This window comes from Buchananella sp. 103232, assembly GCF_058725725.1.
This window is the reverse complement of sequence record NZ_JBZXJM010000012.1, coordinates 28716-53835: the sequence shown is the minus strand read 5'-3', so window position 1 is coordinate 53835 and position 25120 is coordinate 28716. Positions and strand designations below refer to the sequence as shown.

The window sequence follows — 25120 nt, the reverse complement described above, 5'->3', positions numbered from 1 at the left end:
CCTCCGCTATACTCGGCGCTGGCGTTTCAGCGCCGCGCCACCTTAGCTCAGTTGGTAGAGCGCCCGCCTTGTAAGCGGACGGTCGCGGGTTCGAGTCCCGCAGGTGGCTCCGCCCCCTAATTCCCCGGAGGAATTAGGGGGCTTTGTTTTCCGCTAGTCCAGGAACCCTGAGCTGGGCACCTCAACGTATTGTGCAAACTTGGGGGCGAGGCCGTCGCCGCTAGAGCGTCCGTTAATGTGGCGCCCAATCCAGGGCAGGACATCTCTTTGGAACCAGGCAATGTTTTGGCGCAGGGTCAGCTTTTTTACCGCCGACGCGGGCCGCGGAGCCCACTGAGTGCGGTCGGTGGGCATGCCGAGTGCCTCCAGTGCCGCCTGGGTGACGATCTGATGCCCAGAAGATGACAAGTGGATGTGGTCGGGGGCCCAGGCGTTCCAATCCTTCAACGAGGGAATGCGGAATTGATCGATTACTCGCGAGCCACGCCGCTGCGCGATCACGCGCACCCCCTCGTTGAACTCCATCATGCGCGGACTGATCGCCTTCAAGAGAGGGGAATCTGAGCAGTCGACAAAGGTGGAGGTGAGCACCTCTGCGCCCGTGTCGCGGGCGCGCGCAACGGCCTTGTCCAGCGCTTGTAGAAGCCCACGGACGTCGGCTTGCAGGCGCATGACGTCGTTTCCGCCGCCCCAAATGGAGATCAGGTTTGGGCGCATCGCCAACGCCTGCTCCAGTTGGTCACCCAGGATGTTGCCCAGCAACCGGCCGCGAATGGCGAGATTGGCATACCGCAGTGGCGCCATGCCGCCCTCCTGCCGGGCGGCAGAAAGCTCCACGGCTAGGCGGTCTGCCCACCCGATCATGCGGCCCGCACGGCGTGGATCTTCCAGCCCCTCACTGATTGAGTCACCCACCGCCACGTACCGCTCCACCGCAGACAGTTCCAAGGGGAGGGCGGTGCGGCCAAAGTGCTCCCGCCCCCCTCGCAGCGGAGCCCCCCAGTAGAGGTCTGGGTGGGACGACGCTCCTCCCGCCGGTGTGCTTGTGTGGGCGGATGAGGTGGAGCCGGGGTGAGCTGAGGGCATGAATCCTCCTTGCGCGATCAGAGCAGTCAAGCTTGCGTCTGCCCTCACACAGCATAGGGGGAGGAAGCCTCCGTTATGCGTGCCTACCGGCGGGTGTGGTTGAAACAGCGTGGGCCGCCCAGACCTATCGGTGCTCGGGCGACCCACGCTGTGCTTAACGGTCTTTCAGCAGCCTCTCCAATGCGCTTTGGACCGCCGGGTGCAGGGTGGTTGTGCCTCCCAGCAGCTCTACCCGCCGCACCGTGGAGGTGGCAGTCAGGTAGCTGGCCACCTCCGGGCTGAGAGCGGTCTGGCGGCTGAGTAGTAGCGGCGCACGCAGGTTTGCGGCCAACGCGGTCCCGGGGAGACCATCTGCAAAGGTGGCCCCGCTTGCTACCACCAGAGCAGAGGGAGCGGAGTGGAAACGTTGGGCTAGCAGCGCAGCGGTGGCGTATCGATCCGCCCCCACTACCGGCATGAGATTGATTCCCGACACGTAGTGAGAACCGCGCAAGGACTGCGCAGGCAGCCCACCTACGGCCACAACAGGCAGTGAGTCGTGAGCCGCCAGGTAGGCCCTAGTCGCAGGCGGAAGCTGGGCTGCCCGTGTCAGCAGCACGATGCCACCGTGACGGGCGGCAGTTGGTCCTGCCGCTAGAGAGTCCGCGTAGTCCATCCCGTTGGCCAGGAAGACTCGTTCCACCGTACTGATGCGGGCCACCTCTGCGGCCACAGCTGTGGCGGTGGAGAACCGATCCGGACCGGCCAAGCGGCGCACGGAGAAGCCCGCTCGGCGCAGCTGTGTTTCCTTCAGCGAGGACACCGTGCCGGTGCCGCCAACCAGGTAAACCTCCGTGACCTGCATGTTGTGCAGCTCGGCCAGGACTCCGGGTTCCACCGTGCTCGCCGTAGTTAGTAGCAGTGGACCGTCAATCGCGGCGGCCAACGGCCCTGCCGTGACTGCGTCCGCGAAACCCAGCCCGCTTGTTACTACCGCAGTAGTGCCACTAAAACGACCGGCACGCGCTGCCGCCAAGGCGGTTTCGACTCGGTCGGCTCCCCAAACGCGGTGCACGATAGCCGGGCCGGGAGAGGGGATGGCGGATATCGACGTGCTCGGTGTGGAGCTCGGCGTCTGCGTTGGGGGTGGTGCGACCGTTGGCGTCTGCGTCGGGGTCTGCGTCGGCGTCTGCGTTGGGGGTGGCGCGACCGTTGGCGTCTGCGTCGGCGTCTGCGTCGGGGGTGGCGCGACCGTTGGCGTCTGCGTCGGCGTCTGCGTCGGGGGTGGCGCGACCGTTGGCGTCTGCGTCGGCGTCTGCGTCGGGGTCTGCGTCGGGGGTGGCGCGACCGTTGGCGTCTGCGTCGGCGTCTGCGTCGGGGGTGGCGCGACCGTTGGCGTCTGCGTTGGGGTCTGCGTCGGGGTCTGCGTCGGGGGTGGCGCGACCGTTGGCGTCTGCGTCGGCGGCGTCGGAATCTGCTCAAGTTCGTGCAGCACAGCCACGGTGCGGGGCGGAATAATAACCGTGCCGCTATTCGCGTCCCACTTGGTCTGTTTGACTACTTGATCCACTCCCTCAGCCTGGATAGCGGAGAGCGCAAAGCGGCGGCCAGCAAGGGAATCAACCCGCTGAGTGAGCTGCTGTGGAGAAGCGTTAAATACCGTCAACACGCCGTCGAGCTTGGCATCGACGTCAGCGCCTGCGGTGTCGTCGATCAGCATCATCAGCAGACCGGGCTGGGCGTTAGGGCCACCGGCCGGGAAGGAGACCTTTTCCTGGATGGCCTGTGCGCTACCCAACCGCATCAGGGGTGTGGCGTAGCGCAACCGCACTAGCTCTAGGGAGAGCTGACGGGAGAACTCCAAGTCCGCCGGCTGAGCGCGTAACTCCGGGTTACGCAGTAGTGGAGCCTGCTGCTCCCACAGCTGTTGATTCTTCTCCGCCGGGGGAAGCCCCACTCCGAAGTTGTGCTGCTGCCCGCTCCAATCGATCGCGTTGAAGTGGTCGCCGGAGTTGTAGGAGTCACGGTCCAGGGACTTGGAACGCAACAGGTCCGTGCCGCCGTGCCAGAAGGCAGGTGACTGCCCAAGGGCAACGGTGGCTAGTTGCAGGTTGTTCATGCGCACACGGTCGGCACGCGAGGTGGAAACCGGCAGCTGCAAGACAGAGAGGTCATACAGTGTCTGGTTGTCGTGGGCGTCCACGTAGTTGACGCTCTCCCCTGGCTGGCTGGCATACCCGGCAGGCCCGGAACCGTAGCTGAGCTCGGCCCCGGATTTTACGCCGTCCTTGGTCTCAAAGGAGTAACTGGCCAGGTTGCCTGCCATGCCCAGGCGCACCAAGTCTGTGAGATAGCGCAGGTGCTCCACGCCCTGCTGTGGGTGGCCGTTTGGATCAGTCACCAGCCCGGTTCCAAAAGCCTGGGTGTGGCCCTCGTGGCCGTGTACCCCGTCGCGAAGGCGGTCGTTGAAGGTGGCGATGCCTGTGCCATTCAGCTGGCCCTGGGTGGCCTGGTAGAAGCGGGCGTTGTTGGCTACCTCGCCAAAGTTCCAGCCCTCGCCGTAGAGGTGGATGGTTGCTCCGTCTATTCCGTCCTTGTCTAGGGTGAGTTGACGCAGACCGGCCTGAACTGCCTCCAGGTTGGCCCGGGAGGAGTGCCCCATTAGATCGAAACGGAAGCCGGAAACCTTGTAGTCGCGTGCCCAGGTGGTGACTGCGTCCACCATTAGCTGCTCGGCCAAGGCGTTCTCCGTGGCCAGGTTCTCGCAGCAGGTGGAGTTCTCCACCTTTCCGTCAGCGTTTAGGCGGTGGTAGTAGCCCGGTACCACCTTATCCAGAACGCTTGTGCCGCCCTGCCCGGAGGATGCCGTGTGGTTGAAGACCTGATCCGCCACCACTCGCATGCCGGCATGGCCTATGGCGGCCACCATTTCACGGTATTCACGTACGCGTCCGGCGGCGCTGGGGTCGGAGGCGTAGGAGCCTTCCGGTGCGAAGTAGTGGTAGGGATCGTAGCCCCAGTTGAATCCGTCGAGGTCCTTCACGGCAGCCACTGCGGCCTGCTGCTCGGTAGAGTCCGGCGCAGCGGCAGGAATGCTAGCCACTGCCTGCTCGGAGGCAGGCTCCGGGATGGTGGCGATGTCGTTGGTGGGGAGCAAATGGATGGAGTTGACCCCGGCCTGCCCCAGTTCACGCAGATGGCGCATACCGGCGGAGTCGCTCACTGTGAAGGCCTTGTATGTGCCGCGTAGCGCAGCCGGGACGCTCTGGTCGGTGATCGAGAAGTCGCGCACGTGCAGCTCGTAGATCATCTGGTCCACCGAGCGCTTCACCTCCGGGACGCGTAGATCCTGCCACTGCGGCGGGGCGAGGGCCGGATCTGCCATGTCTAGCAGCACAGAGTGGGTTGAGGCCGTGGTTAGGCCCAACGAGTAGGGGTCGGTTACCGCGTTCGTGACTACCTTCGCCTCGCTGGGGACGTATACGTCCACCAGGTAGCGATACGCCCGGTTCTTCCACTCTCGGCTGCCCTCCACACTCCACGTTCCGCTCGCCTCGTCGCGCGTGGCGGAATATTGCGTGGGCTCGCCGGTGCCTTCGGGATTGTCCCAGAGCTGGAGGCGGACCTGCTTGGCGGTGGGTGCCCACAGGCGCAGGGTGGGCGAGGCCTGCTGGGTGCCGGGAGCGGTCCAGGTCACGCCTAGCCGGGTCTGTGCTGCAGCGGGTGCGTACAGCGCGTCGAGCGCGCCAGCAATCTGCACGCCGGTCAGAGTCAGTGGCGTCTGCCCCTGGGAAACGAGCACCGCCATGCTGCCGGTGAGCAGTTGCCCCAGCCTGGCAGCGTCTGCGTCACTGAGCGTGTAGATGGAGTATCCGCGCAGGTGCGGGTACTTGGCGAGCTGAGCGGCTGTGGGGGTGGCGCCTGCACGGGTCAATGGTAGGGACGACGCCTCGCCGTCCGCAGCGTGGGGACGCCCGCCGCGCAACTCAACCTGCGTGGTGGGGGAGACCAACAAAGCCACCTCGACCTGGGCGGGATTGTGGCCGTCGAATTGGCTGGTTGGTAGCGCCAAGGTGCGTCCGTCTACCCAGATGGCCCGGGCGGCGGTGGACTGCATGCTGCCCAGGTCGGTGAAGGTTATCTCCAGGCGGTGGGTGTCCGGGCTGTAGGTGAAGACCGGGGCCTGGCCGGCAGGAAGGGTAAAACGGTAGTTCTGCCCGCCGTCCCCGTAGTTCTCTGCCCAAGATAGGCCGTGGGCCACCTTGACCTCGTGCTCTCCGGCAGGAATCCGCTTGGAGGTGAAGTGGAATTTGCCGTCCTGCCCCGGCCACATTAGCCCTGCTAGGCAGGCCGGGGCCCAGTTTCCTTCCAGGTCCCCCTGCGTGCAGCCAAGCGCTGCACCGAAGGTACCGGGCAGGGTGACGAGCGGGAAGGGAGGAGAGGTGAAGAAGGCATGGGAGGAGTGATCGTAGATGAAGGTCACCTCCGTGGCTTGGGGCAAAGATAGGGAGACGTTTTCCCCGGTGGGCGTGCCATAGTTCTCTTCCCAAGATCCGCCCACGGCGATCTTGTATTGGTGCTCGCCTGCGGGGAGGGACAACTTGCCCACGTATAGTCCTGATTCTGGGTCTTTGCTTAGCTTCGTGTGCAGGCAGGCCGGATCCCAGTCCCCGTCCACGCCCCCGGTGCAGCCCAACTCGGAGTTGAAGGTTCCGGGAACTGTGACCAGCACTCCGGTTTGTTGCACCTGTGTCCCTGTAGTCAGGTCAACGCCCACCACGCCGTAGCCAGCAGAGGCATGCCGGTTCCCGTTGGCGTCCACAGTTACAGTTCGGTATTCCACAACGGTGCCCGCGCTAAGCGCGGAGACGTCGTGAAAGACACGCGCGTCCTGTCCGGTGTCTACCCCGAGAGGGTGCCATTGTTCCTCGCCTGCCAGCCGGTATGAGAAGGAGGTCTCAGACCACTCTAGGCCGCTCATGTCTGTGCCTACCGGAGCCAGCCCGGTCAGGCGGTGGCCTGCGAGTGTAAGACCACCTGTGACTCGGGTGGGCTGTCCGGCCGGGGCCGCGCCGACCTCGGTGAGAGGAGCATCGGCGCGATAGACGACGGCACCGAAGGGCGGCACGGTGATCTCCACCCGTCCGTCGGCATCGGAACGGACAGAGGGACCGCTAGCGCCCACCGGGGCGAAGGTGGCGTCCTTGGACAAGGCCGTGACTGAATTGGTGACAGGGGCGGCGGAGTTGTTCACAGCTACCAGGTACTCCACTTTCTCGGCGCGCTCCACCCGGGAGAAGGCGTACATGCCGGAGCCGGAACTGGACCAGCGCTCTATCTGCGCGCCGGCGCTCAAGGCTGGATGATCCTGGCGCAACTTGGCTAGGGCGGAGATATGGCGGTAGAGCTGCGCGGACTGGTCGTAACGATCGGAGCTGCCCAGTTGAGTGCCGTCCAGTAGCGGTTGTTCGGCGTACTCTGTGGTGGCGGTGGCAAACATGTCCTGGCGGGCATGCTTGTCAGTGCCGTTGCCTACTCCAACAAAGCCTTGCTCGTCTCCGTAGTAGATCACCGGTTGGCCGCGCGTGAGGTAGAGCAGGCTGTGAGCCAACTCGGCCCGTGCCATTGCGTTGTCTGATTCGCGGAGTAGGAATCCTACCCGGCCCATGTCGTGGTTGCCCAGGAAGGTCGGCAAGACGATAGCGGAGGAAGTGGGGGTGGTGTAGTAGTCGTCGTCTGCGAATAGGCGCTTGAGGGTGGCATCGCCTCCCTTGCCGCGCGCGAACTCCGTGGCTCGGTGCTGGTAGCCGAAGTCCAGTACCGCAGACATGTCCGTGCCGCGCACGTAGGCTGCCAAGAGGTGGGCCGGTCGGTCATATACCTCGCCGAAGGTGAAGAAGTCGGGGCGCCCGGCTTCGTTGGCGTGCTGATGGACCAGCTTGGTCCAATCCCGCCAGAACTCCATGTTGACGTGTTTGACCGTGTCAATGCGGAAGCCGTCCAGGCCCATGTCCACCCAAGTGTTGTAGATGTCAGCCATTCCCCGTACCACGCGGGGATGCTCGGTCATCAGGTCATCAAGGTTGCCGAAGTCCCCCAGCAGGGCGCTCTCCCCCTGACCGCTCGGGTCCATCGCCCCGCGGTTGTGGTAGAGGGTGACGTCGTTGAGCCAGTCCGGCACTAGACGAGGAGACTCTCGACGTGTAGGCCGGTGGGGGAAGGAGATGGTGGCGTCCAGAGCCGGAAAATCGGGACTCGAGGCGAGTGCTGAGATATCTATTTCCGCCCCGGTTGCGTCCCTGTAGGGGCGGGTGGCCAGGTCAATGTACTGCTCTGTGTTGTCCTCGTAGCTGATGAGGTCAGCGGTGTGGTTGACGACGATGTCAAAGTAGACCTTCATCCCACGCGAGTGGGCCTGGGCGATGAGTTCGCGCATGTCTTCGTTGCTGCCCAGGTGCGGGTCGATGCGAGTGAAGTCGGTGATCCAGTAACCGTGATACCCGGCAGAAGCCTGCTCCGCCTCGCCCTGCACAGCCTGGTTCTGGAATGAAGGGGTGAGCCAGATGGCGGTGGTGCCCAAGTTTTGGATGTAGTCAAGTTGGGCGATGATTCCGCGGAGGTCCCCACCGTGGAAGAACGCCTTGTCGGTGGGGTCGAAGCCGGTGGTCAAGCGATCGCCGGTGGCACCACCGCGGTCGTTCGTGGGGTCGCCGTTATGGAACCTGTCCGTTAGGACAAAATAGAAGCGCTGACCTGCGCCGGGGTGGGTTGCTGGGGCCTGAATGAGGGCCGAATCGGCTTCCGTTAGGGCAGGCTCCTGGTCGGGCAGACGCAGCCCGATGTGCTTGGCGGTGTAGTCGAAGGTGATGGAAATCTGTGTGGGGCCAGCTAGGCGCAGAGGAATGTTGGAGTTGGTAAAGCCCTCTTTGCCGTAGGTCTCGTTCCAGGTGCCGTCCATGGCCACCTTGAACTGGTAAGAGCCGGCTGGAAGCTGCCCCCGGAATTCGTACTGGTTGGGGTTGGTGGCAGATTGCTGCATGAGCGTGCTAGCACAGCCCGGATCCCAGTCGGATGCACAACCAAGCTGGGTCTGGAGGTCTCCAACCAGTGTGGCGGTGCGAGCAGGGGCGGCAGCAGCGGGAGTGGATGCGGTGAACAGGCCGGCCACAAGGCCGGAAGTGGCTAGCGCAATCGCGCAGAGGGTGGCCACAACACGCCGTCGTACTGAAAACATTGCAGTCCATTCTCTGAAACGTTGCAATAGATGCTACGTGAGCAAGATCGCAAAGTACAGAGTGGAAAAGTAGGCGACGTCGGCGAACACGGTTGGACCGCCGTCGGCGAGCCGGGCAGAAGCACAAGCAATCGGTAGTGGCAGAGGGAGTGAAGGCAGCGAGGGTGCCAGGTGCAGGAAACGAAGAACAAACCCCCAAACGCCAGGGCAGGCAGGAGGGCTGCCTGCCCTGGCTGACCCAGGCAAGCCAAGGGGCGAAATATTCAAGTAAGCAGAATGCAAATGTGGCGCTGCTGATACAGTCCGTAGCAGCCGCCCAAGCTCTGCTGGGCGCAGTTCGATCTGGAATGGAGCTGGTCACATGAAAACTAAGCATCCCGCGCGGTCAGTGGCGCTGTCCGCCTCATTTGGGGTCCTTCTATCCTCCATCTTCACCCTGTCCAGTCCAGCAATGGCCGACCTCGAGGCGAATCCAAACCGGGCCGCACCGGCCAGTTCCGTCGCCTCCTCCACCGTAGTGATGGCAGGAAAGGCCGCCCTGGGAGATGGCATCAATGAGGACCTGACCCTGACTGACCTGGCGGTGCGCGGGCAGGGGGGATGGATGCGCTACCGGATCCCTGCCCTGACTCAGTTAAACAACGGGGACCTGCTTGCCGTATTCGACGGCCGACCCACCATGCGTGACCTGCCCAGTAACATCACGCTACTGATGCGCCGCTCCACTGACGGCGGAAAGACTTGGCAAGGCGCCCAAGTAATCCGCCAAGAGTCGGCACCGAATGGTTTTGGGGACCCCTCTTTGCTCGTGGACCGCCAAACCGGAAAGGTTTTCGTCTTCTACGCAGCCTCCATCAACGCAGGCTTCGCCAATTCCACCACTGGAGCCGGTGCAACCGACCCGAACGTGCTGCACGCCGACTATTCCGTCAGTGAGGACAACGGAGTCTCCTGGAGCCATCACCGCATCACGGCTGACATCAAAGCCGGCAGCACGGACATGGCGGGCATGTTCGCTGCCTCGGGTGAAGGCCTCCAACTACGCCAAGGGGAAAAGGCCGGCCGCCTGATCCAGCAGTACACGGTGCGCAAGGGCGCAGGCAATTACGCTCTGTCCGTCTACTCCGATGACCACGGCGCCACTTGGCACGCCGGTGGGCTTGTGGGACCCGGGGCAGATGAGAACAAGGTGGTTGAGCTTTCCGACGGCACAGTGCTGCTGTCTTCGCGCGCTGCCCCAGCCCGCAAGATTGCCCGCTCTAACGACGCAGGACTGACCTACAGCCCCTTCGAGACTGACCCTAACCTGCCCGATCCGGGCAACAACGGCAGCATCATCCGGGCCTTCCCCGACGCCGCGCCCAACAGTCCCCAGGCGCGCATGCTACTGATGAGCAACACTGCCAACTCCAACGTACGTCGCAACCTGACAGTACGAATGTCATGCGATGACGGCCAGACCTGGCCGGTCTCCAAGGTAGTGCAGTCGGGCGCTTCGGCGTACTCCACCCTCACCGCGCTCAAGGAGGGCAGCGGAGAACGGGGTGGGAAGTACGGGCTCTTCTACGAGCGTGACGGTTACCGATACTTGTCTTACACGAGCTTTGACTTGGAGTGGCTAGGCGGTGTTTGCGCCTCCATGGGGCAGACCAGTGAGGTGACTGGAACCCAGGGGGCTCAGGTCACGGTGCCGGTAGAAATAACCAACCAGTCAGGGGCTGACCTGGCGGCCGGTCAACTGGAGGTAGTCACCCCGGGCTGGGCCGCCGCTCCCGTAAACGTTGCCCAAATCTTGGCCGGTGGCAAGGCCACCGCCAACGTCCAGCTGACCATTCCAGCTGGGGCGGACCAACGTAGACACCCGGTTACGGTTCGTTTCACCAATGCAGCCGGAAGTGCCCAGTTCAACGCGGTCGTGGAAGTAAACTCCCCCCTTCCTGCCGAGGCGGCAGCTCCCAACGTGGAGATAAGGCCCGTGCTGGATGCTATCTACCCAGGCGGAGTGGACGGCATAGTAGGCGACAAGATTCAACCCTGGGTCGAGGTGGTAAACTCCGGCAACGTAGCGGTCAACGTGGCTTTCAGCGCCCCGGCCGGTGCCGCGAACTGCAACGTCAACAACCTGGCCCCGGGGGCCACCAGCGTATGCCGAAACAACAGCCCCTCCCACGTGGTGACACAGGAAGACGTGATTGCTGGCGACTGGAGCACCACCTACACCGCCACAGCTACCGGAGGGGGAAAGAGCGTGGAGGCTAGCGCAAAATTGGTGCCGGTCAACGTACAGGATTCCGTAAGCTTCAGCACCGAGGTGGGAGTGTGGACTCCGATCAACACCACCTTCGCCACCTCATCCTTTACTCGTGTGCCATTGGTGGGGGCAATCGGTGACGAGGCGCCCCCCGGCACGCCGTTGAAGCTGACCGTACCGGCCAACTCCCGCTCTTCGGCGCAGCTGGTGGTTACGCCCCAAAAGGACGTAGCTAAGCTTCAAGTGGAGGTCTCTGCCCTGAAGCAAGCAGAGCACGACCTGGGCCAGATTGTGCAGGTGCGCTACCCGCTTTACATCCCTGACCTGAACAACCCGGGCCAGCTAGTTGCCGATCCGCTCAGCAGCGAAAACACGATTGAGGTGGGCGCCAACTACAACCAGCCGGTGTGGTTCACGGTCCGCATGCCCGAGAACGCCAAGGAGGGCACCTACCGCGCCACCGTGCAGGTGAAAGCCGATGACAAGCTTGTTGCAAGCTACCCGTTGGAAGTCACGGTCCCCAAGGCCAAATTGCGTCCAGTGGCCAAGCGCCCCTTCATCCTGGACATGTGGTTCCACCCCGACGCAGTGGCGGACTACAACGAGCTGCAGCCGTGGTCAGACGCGCACTTCGCGGCTCTGGTCCCCTACTGGAAGGAGCAGGCAGAGGCAGGTCAAGACGTCCTGGACCTGGCGGTGGTGGAGGATCCCTGGTTGGTCCAGCTCAACACTGGGACAATCCATGCTCAGACTGCCTTCCCATACCGTTCCACGGTGGAGTGGAAGTTTGATGGGACCAGCTGGTCATTCGACTACACGGTATTTGACCGTTTGGTCACCGAGGCTCGGTCCAATGGAATCGGCAAACGCATCCACGCCTTTGCGCCCCTCCAGTTCCAGTCCCGGGACCGCCTCTACTACCTGGACACCACCACCGGGAAGCACGTGTCGGTGTCCATGGGTATCACGGACCAGCGCTACCGGGCGGCGTGGGTTGCCTTCCTGCGCGACTTCAAGCGCCACCTGATTCAGCAAGGTTGGTTCGATGACACGTCGTTGGCCTTCGACGAGCAGCCGGCTGCCCGCATGGAACAGGCCTTTTCGTTCATAAAGGAGGCCGACCCCGCTTGGGAACCCAAGATCGCGCTGGCCGCAAACACTCTGGCGGAAGCCGATTTGGCTAACTTCATCTCCTTCAACTACACGTTCCTGGATCAGGTTTCTCAGGACTTGATTGAGCGACGCCGCAGGGCGGGAGAACCGACTTTGTTCTACACATGGAACGAGCCGGCCAAACCGAACACGGTGGTCAAGACCCCGCCCTTCAACGCCCGCACCATTGGTTGGGTTGTGGAGCAACGCAACTTGGACGGCTACCTGCGGTGGACCTTCAACTCATGGCCCTTAGACGTTTATAACAACCCCAGCTTCCGCTACGGGCAGGGCGATGAGTACGTGATTTATCCCGGTGAGCAGGGGCCGGTTTCTTCCATTCGGTGGGAGGTCTTCAAGGACGGCCTAGAGGATGCCGAGCTGCTGAACTTGGCGAAGGAGAAACTAGGGCAGGGCAACGCCACGCTGCGCCTTGCACTAAGCAGCGTGCGGGCGGAGGACGATGCCACGCGCACCAACTTCGACAAGCTCAACGGATTGCGCGACGCTCTGCTCGCGGCTTTGGGGGACGAGAACCTTACTTCCGTGACGGTGGGGAAGGTGCAACTCGATCGCACGGCGGTAGAGGATCCGAGCAATCCGATTACCGCCAGCGTGGAGCTGCGCAACATCACCGACCAGGAGCGCACAGTGACCGTCAATGTGGTTGGCGAACTGTTTGCGGCGGCTCCTACCACGGTAACGCTGGCCCCACTGGAGGCAAAGACCGCCCAAGTCGAATTCTCCACCCGGGGCAAGGTGGGCATCGATACCGTCCAGATCAGAGTGAGTGCGGGGCCAAGCGAGCTGGTTTCTCAGTCATTCCCGGTGGTGGCGGGTGGTTTCTACCTCTCTGACCAGACCTGGACCCAGGTGAGCAATGGGTGGGGACCGGTGGAGAAGGACCGCTCCAATGGAGAGGACCAGGCCGGTGACGGCGGCCCGTTGCGGATGGGCGGCAAGCTTTATTCCAAGGGGCTGGGGACACACGCGGCCTCCCAGGTGGACGTGACCGTGCCGGCTCACTGCAAGGAGCTGATCTTCGACTACGGCATTGATGATGTGCAGCGCAGGCCTGGTTCCGCAGCCTCCGTGGTGTTTGAGGTCAAGTCCGGTGCCACGAGCTTGTGGCGCTCTGGCTTGATGACGGCTTCGACTCCTACGGGGAGTGCCAGGGTTGCCCTCAATGGGCAGACGCAGCTTTCCCTGCTGGTGGATCCGCAGGGACGCAACGGACAAGACCACGCCGATTGGGCCGGGATGTGGGTGCGTTGTTCAGACAACGTGGAGATCCCGACCACGGCTCCGACCTCGGCTCCGACCTCGGCTCCGCCTACGACGGCTCCGCCTACGACGGCTCCGCCTACGACGGCTCCGCCTACGACGGCTCCGCCTACGACGGCTCCGCCTACGACGGCTCCGCCTACGACGGCTCCGCCTACGACGGCTCCGCCTACGGTTCCAACTGTCCCTGCGCAAGTACGCCGTTTGAGCGGTGTCGATCGAGTCAAGACCGCTATCGAGGTCGCCCGTGCGGAAAAGTGGGGGAGAACTGCGATCCTGGCCTCTGGAAACAACTACGCAGATGCGTTGGCGGCCGGTCCGCTGGCGGCAGCCCACAACGCCCCGGTCTTGTTGACCACCGGCGCCCAACTCGAATCCGAGGTGCTCGGCGTGCTGCGAGAAAAGGGCATCACCAAGGTGATTGTCGTAGGCGGCTCCGGTTCCGTCTCTCCCGGCAAGCTGGCTGCTTTGCAGCGCGCTGGTCATGGAGTTGAGCGCGTGTTTGGTGTAGACCGTTACGACACTGCCGTGCAGGTGGCCAAAGCCACCGAGCGCGTGACCGGCTCTAAGAAGATGGTCTACGTCGTTGACGGCACCAACTTTCCTGACGGTGTGGCGGCGGGGGCCTTGGCTGGCCGTACCGGTGGGGTAGTGGTGTTCAGTGCGGGCAAGGCATTGCCGCAGGTGACCGATGGGTACTTGAACGCGGGTTTACGCGTGGTAGGAGTCGGTGCGGCGGCACACGCCCTGAGCAAGAACGGTTTCATCGCGGGCCTCACGATGGAGACTGTGGTGGGTGCCACCCGCTACGAGACGGCAGCCGATCTTGTCAGTACATATGCCCCGGCGGGTACACGAGTGGTGGTGGTTTCGGGCGCTACGTACGCTGACACCCTGGCAGGCGGGGCCCTGGCGGCTAGCCATGACGGCGTGCTGCTTCTCAGCCGCGCCTCGACGCTGCCTGCTGCGGCGAGCGCGGTGATAACTGAACGCAAGCCACGCTTCGTTGACATCGTTGGCGGTATGGCTTCGGTCAACGCCGGCGTGGAACGCGCGCTGCGCCAGTTGCTGCGCTAACTAAGCGGCGAGGGGCGGGCTTACTTCGGTGAGCCCGCCCCTTCTTTTCCGCGTGTTTCCGTACTGCCAGGCAGAGGCGAATGCCGCGCTCTCCAGGTGGGGCGGCGGTGAAGGGGCTCAGGTAAGGAAACCGGGCTACCTAGGGCAGACGCCAGTCGATCGGGGCGGCCCCTTGGGCCTGAAGGGCCGAGTTAACCCGGGAGAAGGGGCGGGAGCCAAAGAAGCCGCGTGAGGCAGAAAGTGGGCTGGGGTGGGGGGAGGCGATGATCGGGGTGCTGCCCAGCAGCGGGGCCAGGCTTTGCGCCTTGGCTCCCCACAGGACCGCCACCAGCGGGCCGCCGCGCGCTATCAGCGCCCGGATGGCAGCCTCCGTGATTGCCTCCCAGCCGCGCCCCTGGTGCGATCCGGGCTCGCCCACCCCCACACTCAGCACCCGGTTGAGCAGCAAAACGCCTTGCTCGGTCCACGGCGTGAGGTCTCCGGTGGTGGGCAGCGCCACCCCTAGGTCGTCTTGCAGCTCCCGGTAGATGTTGACCAGGCTGCGTGGTGGGGCCACACCGGGGGCGACGGAGAAGGCCAGGCCTACCGCGTGCCCCGGCGTGGGGTAGGGGTCCTGCCCGACGATCAGCACGCGCACGTCCCGCAGCGGCTGGGAAAAGGCTCGCAAGATGTGCTGCCCGGCCGGCAGGTAGGGGCGCCCGGCGGCGCGCTCGGCGTGCAGGAAGTCACCCAGCGCAGCCAGTGCCTCCTCCTGCGGGGCCAATGCGCGTGCCCAGTCGGGCGCCATTATCTGGGTCAGGGGCGGGAAATGACTCACCCCACCACCCTAAGCGCTTGCGGGTGCCCCCGGATGCCCCTTGGGGCCGGCGTCGGTGGGAGCGGTCCGAGCGGGGGCGGTGTCGCCTGGAGGGGCGCGGGCGGGACGTCGTCCGTACTCGCCACGGAAGGGGGTCCGTAAGGTTCGCCGGGGCGGGTGAAAGCGGCGCGAAGTGCCCGGATTTAATCAACACGCGCGGGCAGCACCGTGCGGTAGGTAACGCGGCGCGGTAATCTGCGAACGTGAGTAAGTATCCAGAGGACGAGTTCGATCGCGCCGCAGAAGGCGTGCCGGAGGGCGTGCACCGCGCCCCTGAGCCGTGGTGGCGCGGGCTGCTGCCCTATCTGGTCGTGATCGTGGCCGTGCCGCTGGTGGCGTGGGCGGGCGTGGCGCTGCTGTCCAAGATGGGGGCCACCAACCCGACCACCCCCACCACGCCGTCGGCCGTGGCGCCGGCTGTTCCCACGCAGCAGTCCAACGAGGAGGCCGCGGCGCAGGCCCCGGAGGAGACCACCGCCCCGGCGGAGACGCAGGCACCGCCGGCCGAGCCGACTGAGGAGGCAGCGCCCGCAGAGGAGCCCGCTGACCGCAGTATCAACGTGGTGGTCTACAACGCCACTGACGTGGCGGGCCTGGCTGGTGGAGCCGCCGACAAGGCCAAGGCGGCTGGATACACCAACGCTGCGGCCAAGAACTTTGAGGGCACCGCCCCGAGTGAGAACACCGTCTACTACGCCGGTGAGGCCAACGCCGTTGAGGCGAAGGAGGTGGCCGCCGCGCTCGGTATCACCGCAGTGGTGGACGACGCTGCCGCCGCGCAGTCGGCTCCCGTTGTCGTTGTGTTGGTTACACAGTAGGGAGAAACTGCGGCTTGAAACGGGTGTGCCCCTCGCGAACAACGCGAGGGGCACACTTGCACTCTCGGGGGCAGAGTGCCAGAGTTGGGTTAGCACTCCCCAGGTGGGAGTGACAAGACAACCCGGTTGAGCCGCGAGGTAAGGCGGGGCGCCGCAATCGCGTGGCGGCCCAAGAGATCGTCCGTCGCGGGCGTGGCCAACCACCCACACGTATTCGTGAAGGAACGTAAATGGCCAAGATCATTGCTTTCAACGAGGAGGCCCGCCGCGGCATGGAGCGCGGCCTGAACATCCTCGCCGACACCGTCAAGGTCACCCTTGGCCCCAAGGGCCGCAACGTCGTCCTGGAGAAGAAGTGGGGCGCCCCCACGATCACCAACGATGGTGTGTCCATCGCCAAGGAGATCGAGCTGGACGAGCCGTTCGAGAAGATCGGTGCCGAGCTGGTCAAGGAGGTCGCCAAGAAGACCGACGACGTCGCTGGTGACGGCACCACCACCGCCACCGTGCTGGCCCAGGCCCTGGTCCGTGAGGGCCTGCGCAACGTGGCCGCTGGTGCCAACCCGATCGCGCTGCGTAAGGGCATCGAGAAGGCCGTTGAGCGCGTCGTGGCCCAGCTGCTGTCTGACGCCAAGGAGGTCGAGACCACCGAGGAGATCGCCGCCACCGCCGCCATCTCCGCCGGCGACGTCGAGATCGGCGCCAAGATCGCCGAGGCTCTGGACCGCGTTGGCAAGGAGGGCGTGATCACCGTCGAGGAGTCCAACACCTTCGGCCTGTCCCTGGACGTCACCGAGGGTATGCGCTTCGACAAGGGATTCATCTCCCCCTACTTCGTCACCGACGCCGAGCGCCAGGAGGCCGTCCTGGAGGACGCCTTCGTGCTGCTGGTGGAGTCCAAGGTCTCCAACATCAAGGACCTGCTGCCGCTGCTGGAGAAGGTCATGCAGGCCGGTAAGCCGCTGGCCATCATCGCCGAGGACATCGAGGGCGAGGCCCTGACCACCCTGGTGCTGAACAAGATCCGCGGCACCTTCAAGTCCGTGGCCGTCAAGGCCCCGGGCTTCGGCGACCGCCGCAAGGCGATGCTGCAGGACATGGCGATCCTGACCGGCGGCCAGGTCATCTCCGAAACCGTTGGTCTGAAGCTGGACAACGCCGACCTGGAGCACCTGGGCACCGCCGCCAAGGTGGTTGTCACCAAGGATGAGACCACCATCGTTGGTGGTGGCGGCGACGCCGAGGCCATCGCTGCCCGCGTGGCCCAGATCCGCGCCGAGATCGAGAACACCGACTCCGACTACGACCGCGAGAAGCTGCAGGAGCGCCTGGCCAAGCTCTCCGGTGGTGTGGCCGTGCTGCGCTCCGGCGCCGCGACCGAGGTGGAGCTCAAGGAGCGCAAGCACCGCATCGAGGACGCCGTACGCAACGCTAAGGCCGCCGTCGAAGAGGGCATCGTTGCCGGTGGTGGTGTGGCCCTGATTCAGGCCGCCACCAAGGCTTTCGAGGGCCTGAACCTGGAGGGTGACGAGGCCACCGGTGCCGCCATCGTCAAGGTGGCTGTGGAGGCACCGCTGAAGCAGATCGCCGTCAACGCCGGCCTCGAGGGCGGCGTCGTGGCTGAGAAGGTGCGCCACCTGCCCGTGGGCCACGGCCTGAACGCCGCCACCGGCGAGTACCAGGACCTCATGGCTGCCGGCATCAACGACCCGGTGAAGGTGACCCGCTCTGCGCTGCAGAACGCCGCCTCCATCGCCGGTCTGTTCCTGACCACCGAGGCCGTCGTGGCCGACAAGCCGGAGCCGGAGGCCCCGGCTGCTGGTCACGGCGCCGACATGGGTGGCATGGGCGGCTTCTGATCGCCCTCTAGCGGAGGCTCGCGCGGTTCCCGGTAGGGGTGCGGGCGGACGCAAACGACGGAGCTAGGTTCTCCGCAGGAGGCTTTGGCCCCGGCAGCAGTAGCTGCCGGGGCCAAAGCCGCATTGGCGCGGCGTGCCGGGGCGGGGCGCTACCTTCCGCCGAACATGCCTGCGGCCTGGGACTCGGCGGCCGAGTAGGTGTTGGCGGCGGCGTCCAGCTGAAGGCCGATCATCTCGAGGTTGGACTCCACCACCGCCTGGGTTGCCCGCCATTCCTCCGCCACCGCAGCGAAGGCAGCGGAGGCGGAGCCGGTCCACGAAGACTGCAAGGCGGTCAGGTGGGACATCATTGCCGAGACCTCGGCAGAGATGGAGCCCATTGAGGCGCGCGTGCGGGCGGCAGCGGCCGCCACTTCTGCAGAATCAACTTGGAAACGCATTGGATTTCCTTCCGTCTCGTTAGGGGATTGCCCCCAAAGCTAAGCAGGGGAGGAGGGGCCCCAGAAGGGGGAGCGCGCGGAGTGCGGGAAGCAGCGGGCTGGGGCGTGCCTGTGGATAGCGCCCGTCCACAGGAAGCGTTGGATCGGTCACCTGACGCCCATTGCGCAGAGCGCATTCGCGCGCGGTGTTAGCCTGGCAATAGTTTCAAGGTGTAATCCGTGCGGGCATCGGAGGAAAAAGTGAGGCTCAAAGAGGTTGTCAAGTCGGACAATGGTGTCTGGGCGAGCTACCACTTCTACGGTACGTGGCGCTCCACGTGGGACTTCATCCTGGAGACAGCACAGTTGATTCTCTACACGGAGTTCGACCCAACCCACCTGGTGGAAGTGGGGTTGAGAGGCGAGGAGAACCGCAGGATCACGGAGGAACTCGCAAGGGTAAACGGAGACCTGAGAAGGAGCGTTGCAGCCACGGAGCACGACATCCTGGTCGTCGCCGGTGACAGCAAATCAATGGGTTTCCCTGTGAGATTCACGTTCTTCAACAATACGGACCGCATCATCCTGGACGCCAAACTGGAGTCTTTAAGGGAACAGGACCGGGAGAACCCGGAAGTCTTCACCCAGTACCTTTCCTCTCTCGAGATTTCAGGGTACGCCGCCATGGCCCGCAAGGGAATGTTCTAGTGGGAACCGGTGTGGACCAGAAGCCTCGCCTCCCTCTGTCCAATGCCACGATGAGCCAATGAGCGGGCGTCCAACAGATTGGAGCGCCGTTGGTCTGCCCGCCGACCCCACTCCGGGAGACCCAGCGGTTGTTCGAGATGGCGCGCAGCGCTACCTGGGGGTCGCTGATGCGATAAAGGCGTGCGCGGCTAATCTGCGTGCCCTAGACGCGGGGGACTCCAGCCAGGCCGAGAGTGTGCGGGCGCTCATGGAAACGCGGGACACGATCGTGGACGGCGTAAACGCCGCAGAGGCGCGCTATAGGAGCGCCGGTAGTGCGCTCGAAACCTACGCGTTTCGGCTAGACCAGGTGCAGTCTGACACTCTCCTTGCGCTCTACGCTGCTCAGAACGCTGTGGCGGTGCGGGAGGATGCCACACGCCGTAGGCGCCAGTTCGAGGAACTTGCCGAGGACTACGAGGCGGCAGCCGATGAGCACGGGCAAGACCAGTACGCCCTTTACACGCGGCTTGCCGGCTGGGCGGACGAGGACGTTGCGGACGCGGAAGCGGAGATTGGGCGTCAGGTTGAGGCGATCCAGACTGCTGTAAGCGAACGCGATCAGGCGGCACAGAACGCGATCGATGCGATCAAGGGGGCTGTGGAAGCGGATGGTCTTTCAGATTCCTTGTGGGATGACTGGGGCTCCAAGGTCATCGGCTGGATATCTGCCGTAGCGGGCGCAATCTCAAAGTTTGCCGGCATTCTCGCGTTGGTCTTTGCGTTTATTCCAGTTGTAGGGCCGGTACTTGCGGCAGGGTTCGGGGCGATTGCCGCGGTTACTGGGGTGGTGGCGGCCATGGCCGACATTGTGTTGTATGTGGCGGGAGAAAAAACGCTGCTCGAGGTGGTTGTGTCGGTAGGTTTTGCCGCGCTTGGCTGCGTGGGGCTTGGTGGACTGCGGGGGGCTGCAGGAGCCGTCAAGAACATGTCTCCCAAGGTTCTCTTCGCGATGGGAAAAGCCACAAAGGGAGCGAGCCTCAAGGGGTTTGTGTTCGGCTACGGAAGAAATGTCCGCAAGGCAGGCGCGGCCCTTGCTGTGGGTGGATTGAACGCAGTGCGTATGCTACCAAAAGCGTTGCGCCATCCAGTTCAGACTGTGCGCAGAATGCATGCCTCCGTAATGGAAATTCGCAAACGCATGATTGACATGACGAAGCCTCGCGAAGGTCGCGCGATGATGACGCCGGGCGAGCGGGAAGCATCGCGCGCAAAGTTCAAGTATCCGGAAGGAAAAACAACTCACTGGGATAATTTTGAGCAGCATCAATGGGATTCGGAATCTAGTATTCACCTTGTCGAGGACCTTGAATTCAGGTACGGGGCGAAGGCGGACGGAACGCCCAGGTCGCAGGTTGAATGGGAGAATGAGTTCCTCGTGTGGAATATAAAAGACAACTCCCTGATTCCAGATCTTCCGCCAAATAATGGTTTTGTTCCAGGTACGGAGAGATTCTATAACTCCCTGGAGGAGTATCTGGCGGCGGGGCACGACCTTCACCTAGATAGGATTGGCCATCCAGGTGGGAAGTTCTTTGCTGAGGCGCCCGGCGGTGTGCCCATCTCGGCTGAGAAACGAGGAATCGATCCGCGCGGCTACGATCACCCCCATTATTCGTATCAGATAACTGGCTCGCTAGACGGGTTTATGATCAAAGTCGGGGAAATCGCCCCCGCTCTGGGTTCTCCAGGTGGTGGGATTCAGGTCCAGTTCATTGAAACGGCTAAGGGTATCGTCTGGACCGGGGCTGACCTGAAGGGGGGAGGTGTGCTGAAGTAACGATGTGGAGGAGTCTCAACCGCTACACGCAAGAGTTGGTCCGAGTTTCGGGTTGCGAGTTCAGGTCGACAAACATCACGTTCGGTGGCGGGTACTCGTTCGGGTACGCCGGAGATTTGTCTATCCATATATTTAAAGAGAAGGGGCTGTATAAGGTCGGGACGTCGGAGCGTTATGAAGATGTGTTTGTTGACCTTGTGAGCCGGAGACTTGATGCCGCCGAGCGGTGGTTTGTGAAGTGTGTGGGGGATGTGCGGCGTGCCTATTATGATGGGTCTCCCACTATTGAATTGCCCGCAGGTTTAAAAGATGTGCGTGCGGGGTATCAAGTTCGCGGGCTCGAGGGTGCTTGGTCCACTCTGGTCAGGAGCGACGGGACCGAGGTGCCGGTGGCGATTCTAGGTACTGTTTGGGAGGACTATTCCAACATTGCTAAGTATTCCCACATTGCCGACCTGCCGGTGGGTGAGCTGGCCCAGTCCTACATGGACCCGGCGGGCGCACCGCTCCTCAAAGACTATTTGCGCAGATGACCCATTGCCAGGATTAGGTCTGACGATGAAGCGTACGCGAAGGCGGTGTTGAGATAACGATGTGGAGGACTCTCAACCGTTACACACAAGAGTTGGCGCGAATTTCGAATTGCGAATTCAAGTCGACAAACATCACGTTCGGTGGCGGGTACTCGTTCGGGTACGCCGGAGATTTGTATATCCATATATATAAAGAGAAGGGGCTCTATAAGGTTGGTACGGCGTCACGTGATCGTTCAGTCTTTCCATACGTGGTCAGTCGGAGACTTGATGCCGCCGAGCGGTGGTTTGTGAAGTGTGTGGGGGATGTACGGCGTACGTACGACGGGTCTCCCACTATTAGATTGCCCGCAGGTTTAAGCGATGTCCGTGCGGGGTATCAAGTTCGCAGGCTCGAGGGTGCTTGGTCCACTCTGGTCAGGAGCGACGGGACCGAGGTGCCGGTGGCGATTCTAGGTACTGTTTGGGAGGACTATTCCGACATTGCTAAGTATTCCCACATTGCCGACCTGCCGGTGGATGATCTGGCCCAGTCCTACATGGACCCGGCGGGCGCACCGCTCCTCAGCGACTATGTGCGCAGATGACGAATTGCCAGGATTGGGCGTGACGGCGAGGTCTACGCGTGAGGAGTGCTGAAGTGGTCTTGTGGAGGATTTTGAATCGCTACACGCAAGAATTGGCGCGGGTGCAGGGTTGCAGCCTGGGGGTGACCGGCAAGACTGGCGGCTACATGTTTGGTTTCGGGGACTATATTTATTTCCACATATATAAAGAGAGAGGGGTGTATAAGGTCGGTAAGTCCTCACGTGGCGGCGGTGTGTTTGCCGAGCTTTGCAGTTCTCGATTTGATGCCGCCGAGAGATGGTTTATAAAACGCGTGGGCGAGATTCATAGGAACTACAGGGGCCTACCGGAGATTAAGTTGCCAGGCGATGCGGCCGAGGTGAGTAGCGGTTACGAGGTGCGTGCGCTTGGCGCGGCCTGGTCCACCTTGGACAGGAGTGATGGAACAACGGTCCCCATCACAATGTCGGGAGATTTTACTGGGAGATACTGTCGCATTGTCCAGTACTCCCACATTGCCGACCTGCCGGTGGGTGAGCTGGCTCGGTCCTACATGGACCCGGCGGGCGCACCGCTCCTCAGTGACTATTTGCGCAGATGACCCATTGCCAGGATTAGGTCTGACGATGAAGCGTACGCGAAGGGGGTGTTGAGATAACGGTGTGGAGAAGTCTCAACCGCTACACACAAGAGTTGGGGCGCGTGCACGGTTGTGACCTGAGGTGGTCGAGCCGAACTGGTGGGTATGTGTTTGAATACGCAGACTATGTATATCTTCACATATTTAGAGAGAAGAGGAGGTATAAGGTTGGGAAGTCGTCGCGCGACGGTGACGTGTTTGTCGAGTTTGTCAGTCCGCAGTTTGACGCGGCTGAGAGATGGTTTGTAATGCGCATGGGGGAGATTTGCAGAAGCTATAGAGGCCTGCGGATGATTAAATTGCCTCGCAGTTTAAGTGATGTGCGTGCGGGGTATCAAGTTCACAGGCTCGAGGGTGCTTGGTCCACTCTGGTCAGGAGTGATGGGGCCGAGGTGCCGGTAGCGGTACTAGGGACTGTTACCGAGCGGCACTCCGACATTGCTGAGTATTCCCACATTGCCGACCTGCCGGTGGGTGATCTGGCCCTGTCCTACATGGACCCGGCGGGCGCACCGCTCCTCAGCAACTATGTGCGCAGATGACGCATTGCCAGGATTAGGTCTGACGATGAAACGTACGCGAAGGGGGTGTTGAGATAACGATGTGGAGGATTCTCAACCGCCACACGGAAGAGTTAGCGCGGATGCAAACGTGCTCGTTTAGGTCGACAAACATGGAGTCCGGCAGCGGGTATGCGTTCGGCTTCGCCGGCGATTTGTATATTCACATTTATAAAGAGCGGGGGCTATATAAGGTGGGAGGCTCCGAGCGCGCCAGCAGCATTTGGGCCGAGCTTTTCAGTTCTCGGCTAGATGCAGCTGAGAGATGGTTCATTAAGCGTGTTGGAGAGATTCATAGGCACTTTATGAGTTTGCCGGAGATTAAGTTGCCAGGCGGCGCGGCCGAGGTGAATAGCGGTTACGAGGTGCGTGCGCTTGGCGCGGCCTGGTCCACCTTGGACAGGAGTGATGGAACAACGGTCCCCATTACAATGTCGGGAGATTTTACTGGGAAATACTGTCGCATTGTCCAGTACTCCCACATTGCCGACCTGCCGGTGGGTGAGCTGGCCCAGTCCTACATGGACCCGGCGGGCGCACCGCTGCTCAGCGACTACGTGGTCAAACGAGCCGACTAGCGGGACACGGCTGCGGCACCTGACTTTTGACACCGTTAGTGACCCATTTTGTTGGTGAGGCTGGCCAGGATGTTGGCGGCTTGGCCTTGGGGTTGGCTGGTGGCTGTGAGTTCGTGTCCGTTGATGTTGATGGTGACGTCAATGACGGGCCTGAGGGCCTGGATGATCTTCTTGATGGACAGGCCGGTTCGGGTCTGTAGGTGGCGGGCTATGGCCAGGGCAGCGGTTACCACGGTCAGGTGAGCCTGGATGGATTGGTGGGTGTGGTGGAAGACCGGGCGGGCGCGTAGATCGTGTTTGGACATGCGAAAGGACTGTTCCACCTTCCACAGATCGTGGTAGTCAGCCACAATTTCGGCCGCGCTCATGGCCTGGGCTGGGATGTTGGTGACATAGCCCTTAAGCCCGACTAGACGCCGCGCCCTGGCCAGGGCCTTTTCATCCAGGCCCCTTCCCGAGGAGTTAGTGGTGACGAACCTGGCTGAGCGCATAGCTTTTTCCCCAGCAACGATGGCTCTAGCTCGGTTCTCCTGGAGAGTAAGGGTCTTGTTGTCCCTGGCGGCACGCTTTGATGAGTAGACCCAGATCGCCCGCCACGAGCCCGGGTGTGTTTGTGGGTGCCAGACCGGTTCGGCCTTGCGGCGCTGATCGCGTTCTTGTTTGCCGGCGTGGCGTGGGGTGATGGTCTCAATGATCTGCCCATCAGTGAAGTAGTCCCCGTGCCAGAAGAAATGCGCTTGGAGGTCCAGGGGCGCTTTGGTCTGTCTGGCCCCGACAATGAAGCCGTAGCCAGCCTCGTTGAGGGCTTGCAAGTTAGCCCGAGAGAGCATGCCAGCATCAGCTACCACCACCAGGTTTTCCACCCCAGCGCGTTGCTTGAAGGCCTCGATGGTGGGGATGAGGGTATGGGTTTCGCACTTGTTGCCCTCCCAACAGGAGGCCTCTAGGGGAAACCCGTTGCGGTCTACCAGCAGGCCGACCAGGATCTGGGGATCGACGCGGCGTTCTTTGGAGTAACCGACCTTGCGTAGCGCGTCTTCTTCCTCGACTTCGAAGTACAAGGTAGTCACGTCGTACAACACCAAGGACACATCCCCATACGCCAGGCAATGCGCCAAAGCCGCGCGAGCCAAAGCGCAGCGGTAATCACGCTCCACACAACGGGCCAGGGCACGAAAGTGGGTGCGTGAGTCAAAGGATTCCAGCCCCAGGCTGGTCAACATTGCTGCTATAGCGCTCTTGCTGGTGGGTTCGATCAGCCGGGCCAGGACAATCTGTTTGAAGGCCTCATCGCCTACCGCTTGGTCAAAGCCAAGATCCCGCCAAGCATCGCAAAGGATCTGCCACAACAAGCCGCTACGGTGGCCAACCACGCGCGCTGCGCTACTGGCCGCCTGCCGGTAGTCCTCCAGGCCACCCGGCGCGGAGTCTGCCCACCCCGATGAAAGGTCCAGGTCTAGCTCGAGCTGGCCAGGATGGAGCTTTTCCCGTGCGATCTGGACCAAGGCAGCAAGCTCGCCAGGCGTACGAGCCGAACCAATGTGCTCAACAATCCTGTTACGCCGGCCTTCCTTGATCACGATCTGCACAGCCGTGGCCCCCGAGGCAGTACGCACTTGACGGATGAACGGGCTCACAAACCCTCATCATAGCCACCCCCTTAGTGACCCAAACCAACCCCCATGGACTGACCCCTGTTT

Annotated in this window: 15 protein-coding genes and 1 tRNA gene; 11 read left to right on the top strand and 5 right to left on the bottom strand. The window is 62.7% G+C overall.

Annotated features, from left to right (window positions below; genetic code table 11):
- Positions 1 to 36: 36 nt before the first annotated feature.
- Positions 37 to 109: transfer RNA gene (locus AC4PWQ_RS01855), tRNA-Thr, on the top strand.
- 44 nt (positions 110 to 153) lie between these two features.
- Here AC4PWQ_RS01855 and AC4PWQ_RS01850 read toward each other — a convergent pair.
- A complete protein-coding gene (locus tag AC4PWQ_RS01850) occupies positions 154 to 1086 on the bottom strand; it encodes an SGNH/GDSL hydrolase family protein (RefSeq protein WP_492089612.1) in 933 nt (310 codons plus the stop codon).
- A gap of 154 nt (positions 1087 to 1240) precedes the next feature.
- On the bottom strand, positions 1241 to 8275 hold the full coding sequence (gene pulA / locus AC4PWQ_RS01845; RefSeq protein WP_492089611.1) for a pullulanase-type alpha-1,6-glucosidase: 7035 nt from the start codon (positions 8273 to 8275) through the stop codon (positions 1241 to 1243).
- Between the two features lie 385 nt (positions 8276 to 8660).
- On the opposite strand from pulA, the gene AC4PWQ_RS01840 reads away from it, so the two are divergent.
- On the top strand, positions 8661 to 14063 hold the full coding sequence (locus AC4PWQ_RS01840; RefSeq protein WP_492089610.1) for a glycoside hydrolase domain-containing protein: 5403 nt from the start codon (positions 8661 to 8663) through the stop codon (positions 14061 to 14063).
- Between the two features lie 139 nt (positions 14064 to 14202).
- Here AC4PWQ_RS01840 and AC4PWQ_RS01835 read toward each other — a convergent pair whose 3' ends face one another.
- A complete protein-coding gene (locus tag AC4PWQ_RS01835; protein WP_371151493.1) occupies positions 14203 to 14880 on the bottom strand; it encodes a uracil-DNA glycosylase in 678 nt (225 codons plus the stop codon).
- Positions 14881 to 15122: 242 nt separating this feature from the next.
- Between AC4PWQ_RS01835 and AC4PWQ_RS01830 the strand changes: the two genes are divergently transcribed.
- Together AC4PWQ_RS01830 and groL are read left to right on the top strand one after the other, a co-directional pair.
- Complete coding sequence (locus AC4PWQ_RS01830) at positions 15123 to 15737, top strand: LytR C-terminal domain-containing protein (protein WP_371164168.1); 615 nt, start codon at positions 15123 to 15125, stop codon at positions 15735 to 15737.
- A gap of 230 nt (positions 15738 to 15967) precedes the next feature.
- Positions 15968 to 17596: a chaperonin GroEL gene (groL, locus tag AC4PWQ_RS01825; RefSeq protein ID WP_371151495.1), complete on the top strand. Its 1629-nt coding sequence runs from the start codon at positions 15968 to 15970 to the stop codon at positions 17594 to 17596.
- 149 nt (positions 17597 to 17745) lie between these two features.
- Here groL and AC4PWQ_RS01820 read toward each other — a convergent pair whose 3' ends face one another.
- Positions 17746 to 18036 (bottom strand): WXG100 family type VII secretion target, encoded by a 291-nt coding sequence (locus AC4PWQ_RS01820; RefSeq protein ID WP_371151496.1) that lies wholly within the window; start codon positions 18034 to 18036, stop codon positions 17746 to 17748.
- 240 nt (positions 18037 to 18276) lie between these two features.
- Here AC4PWQ_RS01820 and AC4PWQ_RS01815 point away from each other — a divergent pair, with 240 nt between their 5' ends.
- The 7 genes from AC4PWQ_RS01815 (at position 18277) to AC4PWQ_RS01785 (ending at position 23420) form a co-directional block, all read left to right on the top strand.
- The gene (locus AC4PWQ_RS01815; RefSeq protein WP_492089608.1) at positions 18277 to 18723 is read left to right on the top strand and encodes a hypothetical protein; all 447 of its coding nucleotides are present in this window, start codon (positions 18277 to 18279) and stop codon (positions 18721 to 18723) included.
- A gap of 247 nt (positions 18724 to 18970) precedes the next feature.
- Positions 18971 to 20542 carry a TNT domain-containing protein gene (locus tag AC4PWQ_RS01810; RefSeq protein ID WP_492089607.1) on the top strand — a complete coding sequence of 524 codons (1572 nt, stop codon included), beginning with the start codon at positions 18971 to 18973 and terminating at the stop codon, positions 20540 to 20542.
- A gap of 116 nt (positions 20543 to 20658) precedes the next feature.
- Positions 20659 to 21075, top strand: coding sequence for an Imm61 family immunity protein (locus AC4PWQ_RS01805; protein ID WP_492089606.1), 417 nt, complete (start codon positions 20659 to 20661; stop codon positions 21073 to 21075).
- A 59-nt stretch (positions 21076 to 21134) separates the two neighbouring features.
- The gene (locus AC4PWQ_RS01800) at positions 21135 to 21662 is read left to right on the top strand and encodes an Imm61 family immunity protein (RefSeq protein WP_492089605.1); all 528 of its coding nucleotides are present in this window, start codon (positions 21135 to 21137) and stop codon (positions 21660 to 21662) included.
- Between the two features lie 38 nt (positions 21663 to 21700).
- Positions 21701 to 22243, top strand: coding sequence for an Imm61 family immunity protein (locus AC4PWQ_RS01795; RefSeq protein ID WP_492089604.1), 543 nt, complete (start codon positions 21701 to 21703; stop codon positions 22241 to 22243).
- Between the two features lie 59 nt (positions 22244 to 22302).
- A complete protein-coding gene (locus AC4PWQ_RS01790; RefSeq protein WP_492089603.1) occupies positions 22303 to 22824 on the top strand; it encodes an Imm61 family immunity protein in 522 nt (173 codons plus the stop codon).
- A 59-nt stretch (positions 22825 to 22883) separates the two neighbouring features.
- Positions 22884 to 23420 carry an Imm61 family immunity protein gene (locus AC4PWQ_RS01785; RefSeq protein WP_492089602.1) on the top strand — a complete coding sequence of 179 codons (537 nt, stop codon included), beginning with the start codon at positions 22884 to 22886 and terminating at the stop codon, positions 23418 to 23420.
- Positions 23421 to 23455: 35 nt separating this feature from the next.
- On the opposite strand, the gene AC4PWQ_RS01780 is transcribed toward AC4PWQ_RS01785, so the two are convergent.
- Positions 23456 to 25057: an IS1634 family transposase gene (locus tag AC4PWQ_RS01780; RefSeq protein ID WP_492089601.1), complete on the bottom strand. Its 1602-nt coding sequence runs from the start codon at positions 25055 to 25057 to the stop codon at positions 23456 to 23458.
- Positions 25058 to 25120 lie beyond the last annotated feature (63 nt).

Coding starts and splice junctions, on each gene's coding strand:
- AC4PWQ_RS01850 (WP_492089612.1), bottom strand. CDS start 1,086: ATGCCCTCAGCTCACCCCGGCTCCACCTCATCCGCCCACACAAGCACA.
- AC4PWQ_RS01840 (WP_492089610.1), top strand. CDS start 8,661: ATGAAAACTAAGCATCCCGCGCGGTCAGTGGCGCTGTCCGCCTCATTT.
- groL (WP_371151495.1), top strand. CDS start 15,968: ATGGCCAAGATCATTGCTTTCAACGAGGAGGCCCGCCGCGGCATGGAG.
- AC4PWQ_RS01820 (WP_371151496.1), bottom strand. CDS start 18,036: ATGCGTTTCCAAGTTGATTCTGCAGAAGTGGCGGCCGCTGCCGCCCGC.
- AC4PWQ_RS01810 (WP_492089607.1), top strand. CDS start 18,971: ATGGAAACGCGGGACACGATCGTGGACGGCGTAAACGCCGCAGAGGCG.
- AC4PWQ_RS01800 (WP_492089605.1), top strand. CDS start 21,135: ATGTGGAGGACTCTCAACCGTTACACACAAGAGTTGGCGCGAATTTCG.
- AC4PWQ_RS01785 (WP_492089602.1), top strand. CDS start 22,884: ATGTGGAGGATTCTCAACCGCCACACGGAAGAGTTAGCGCGGATGCAA.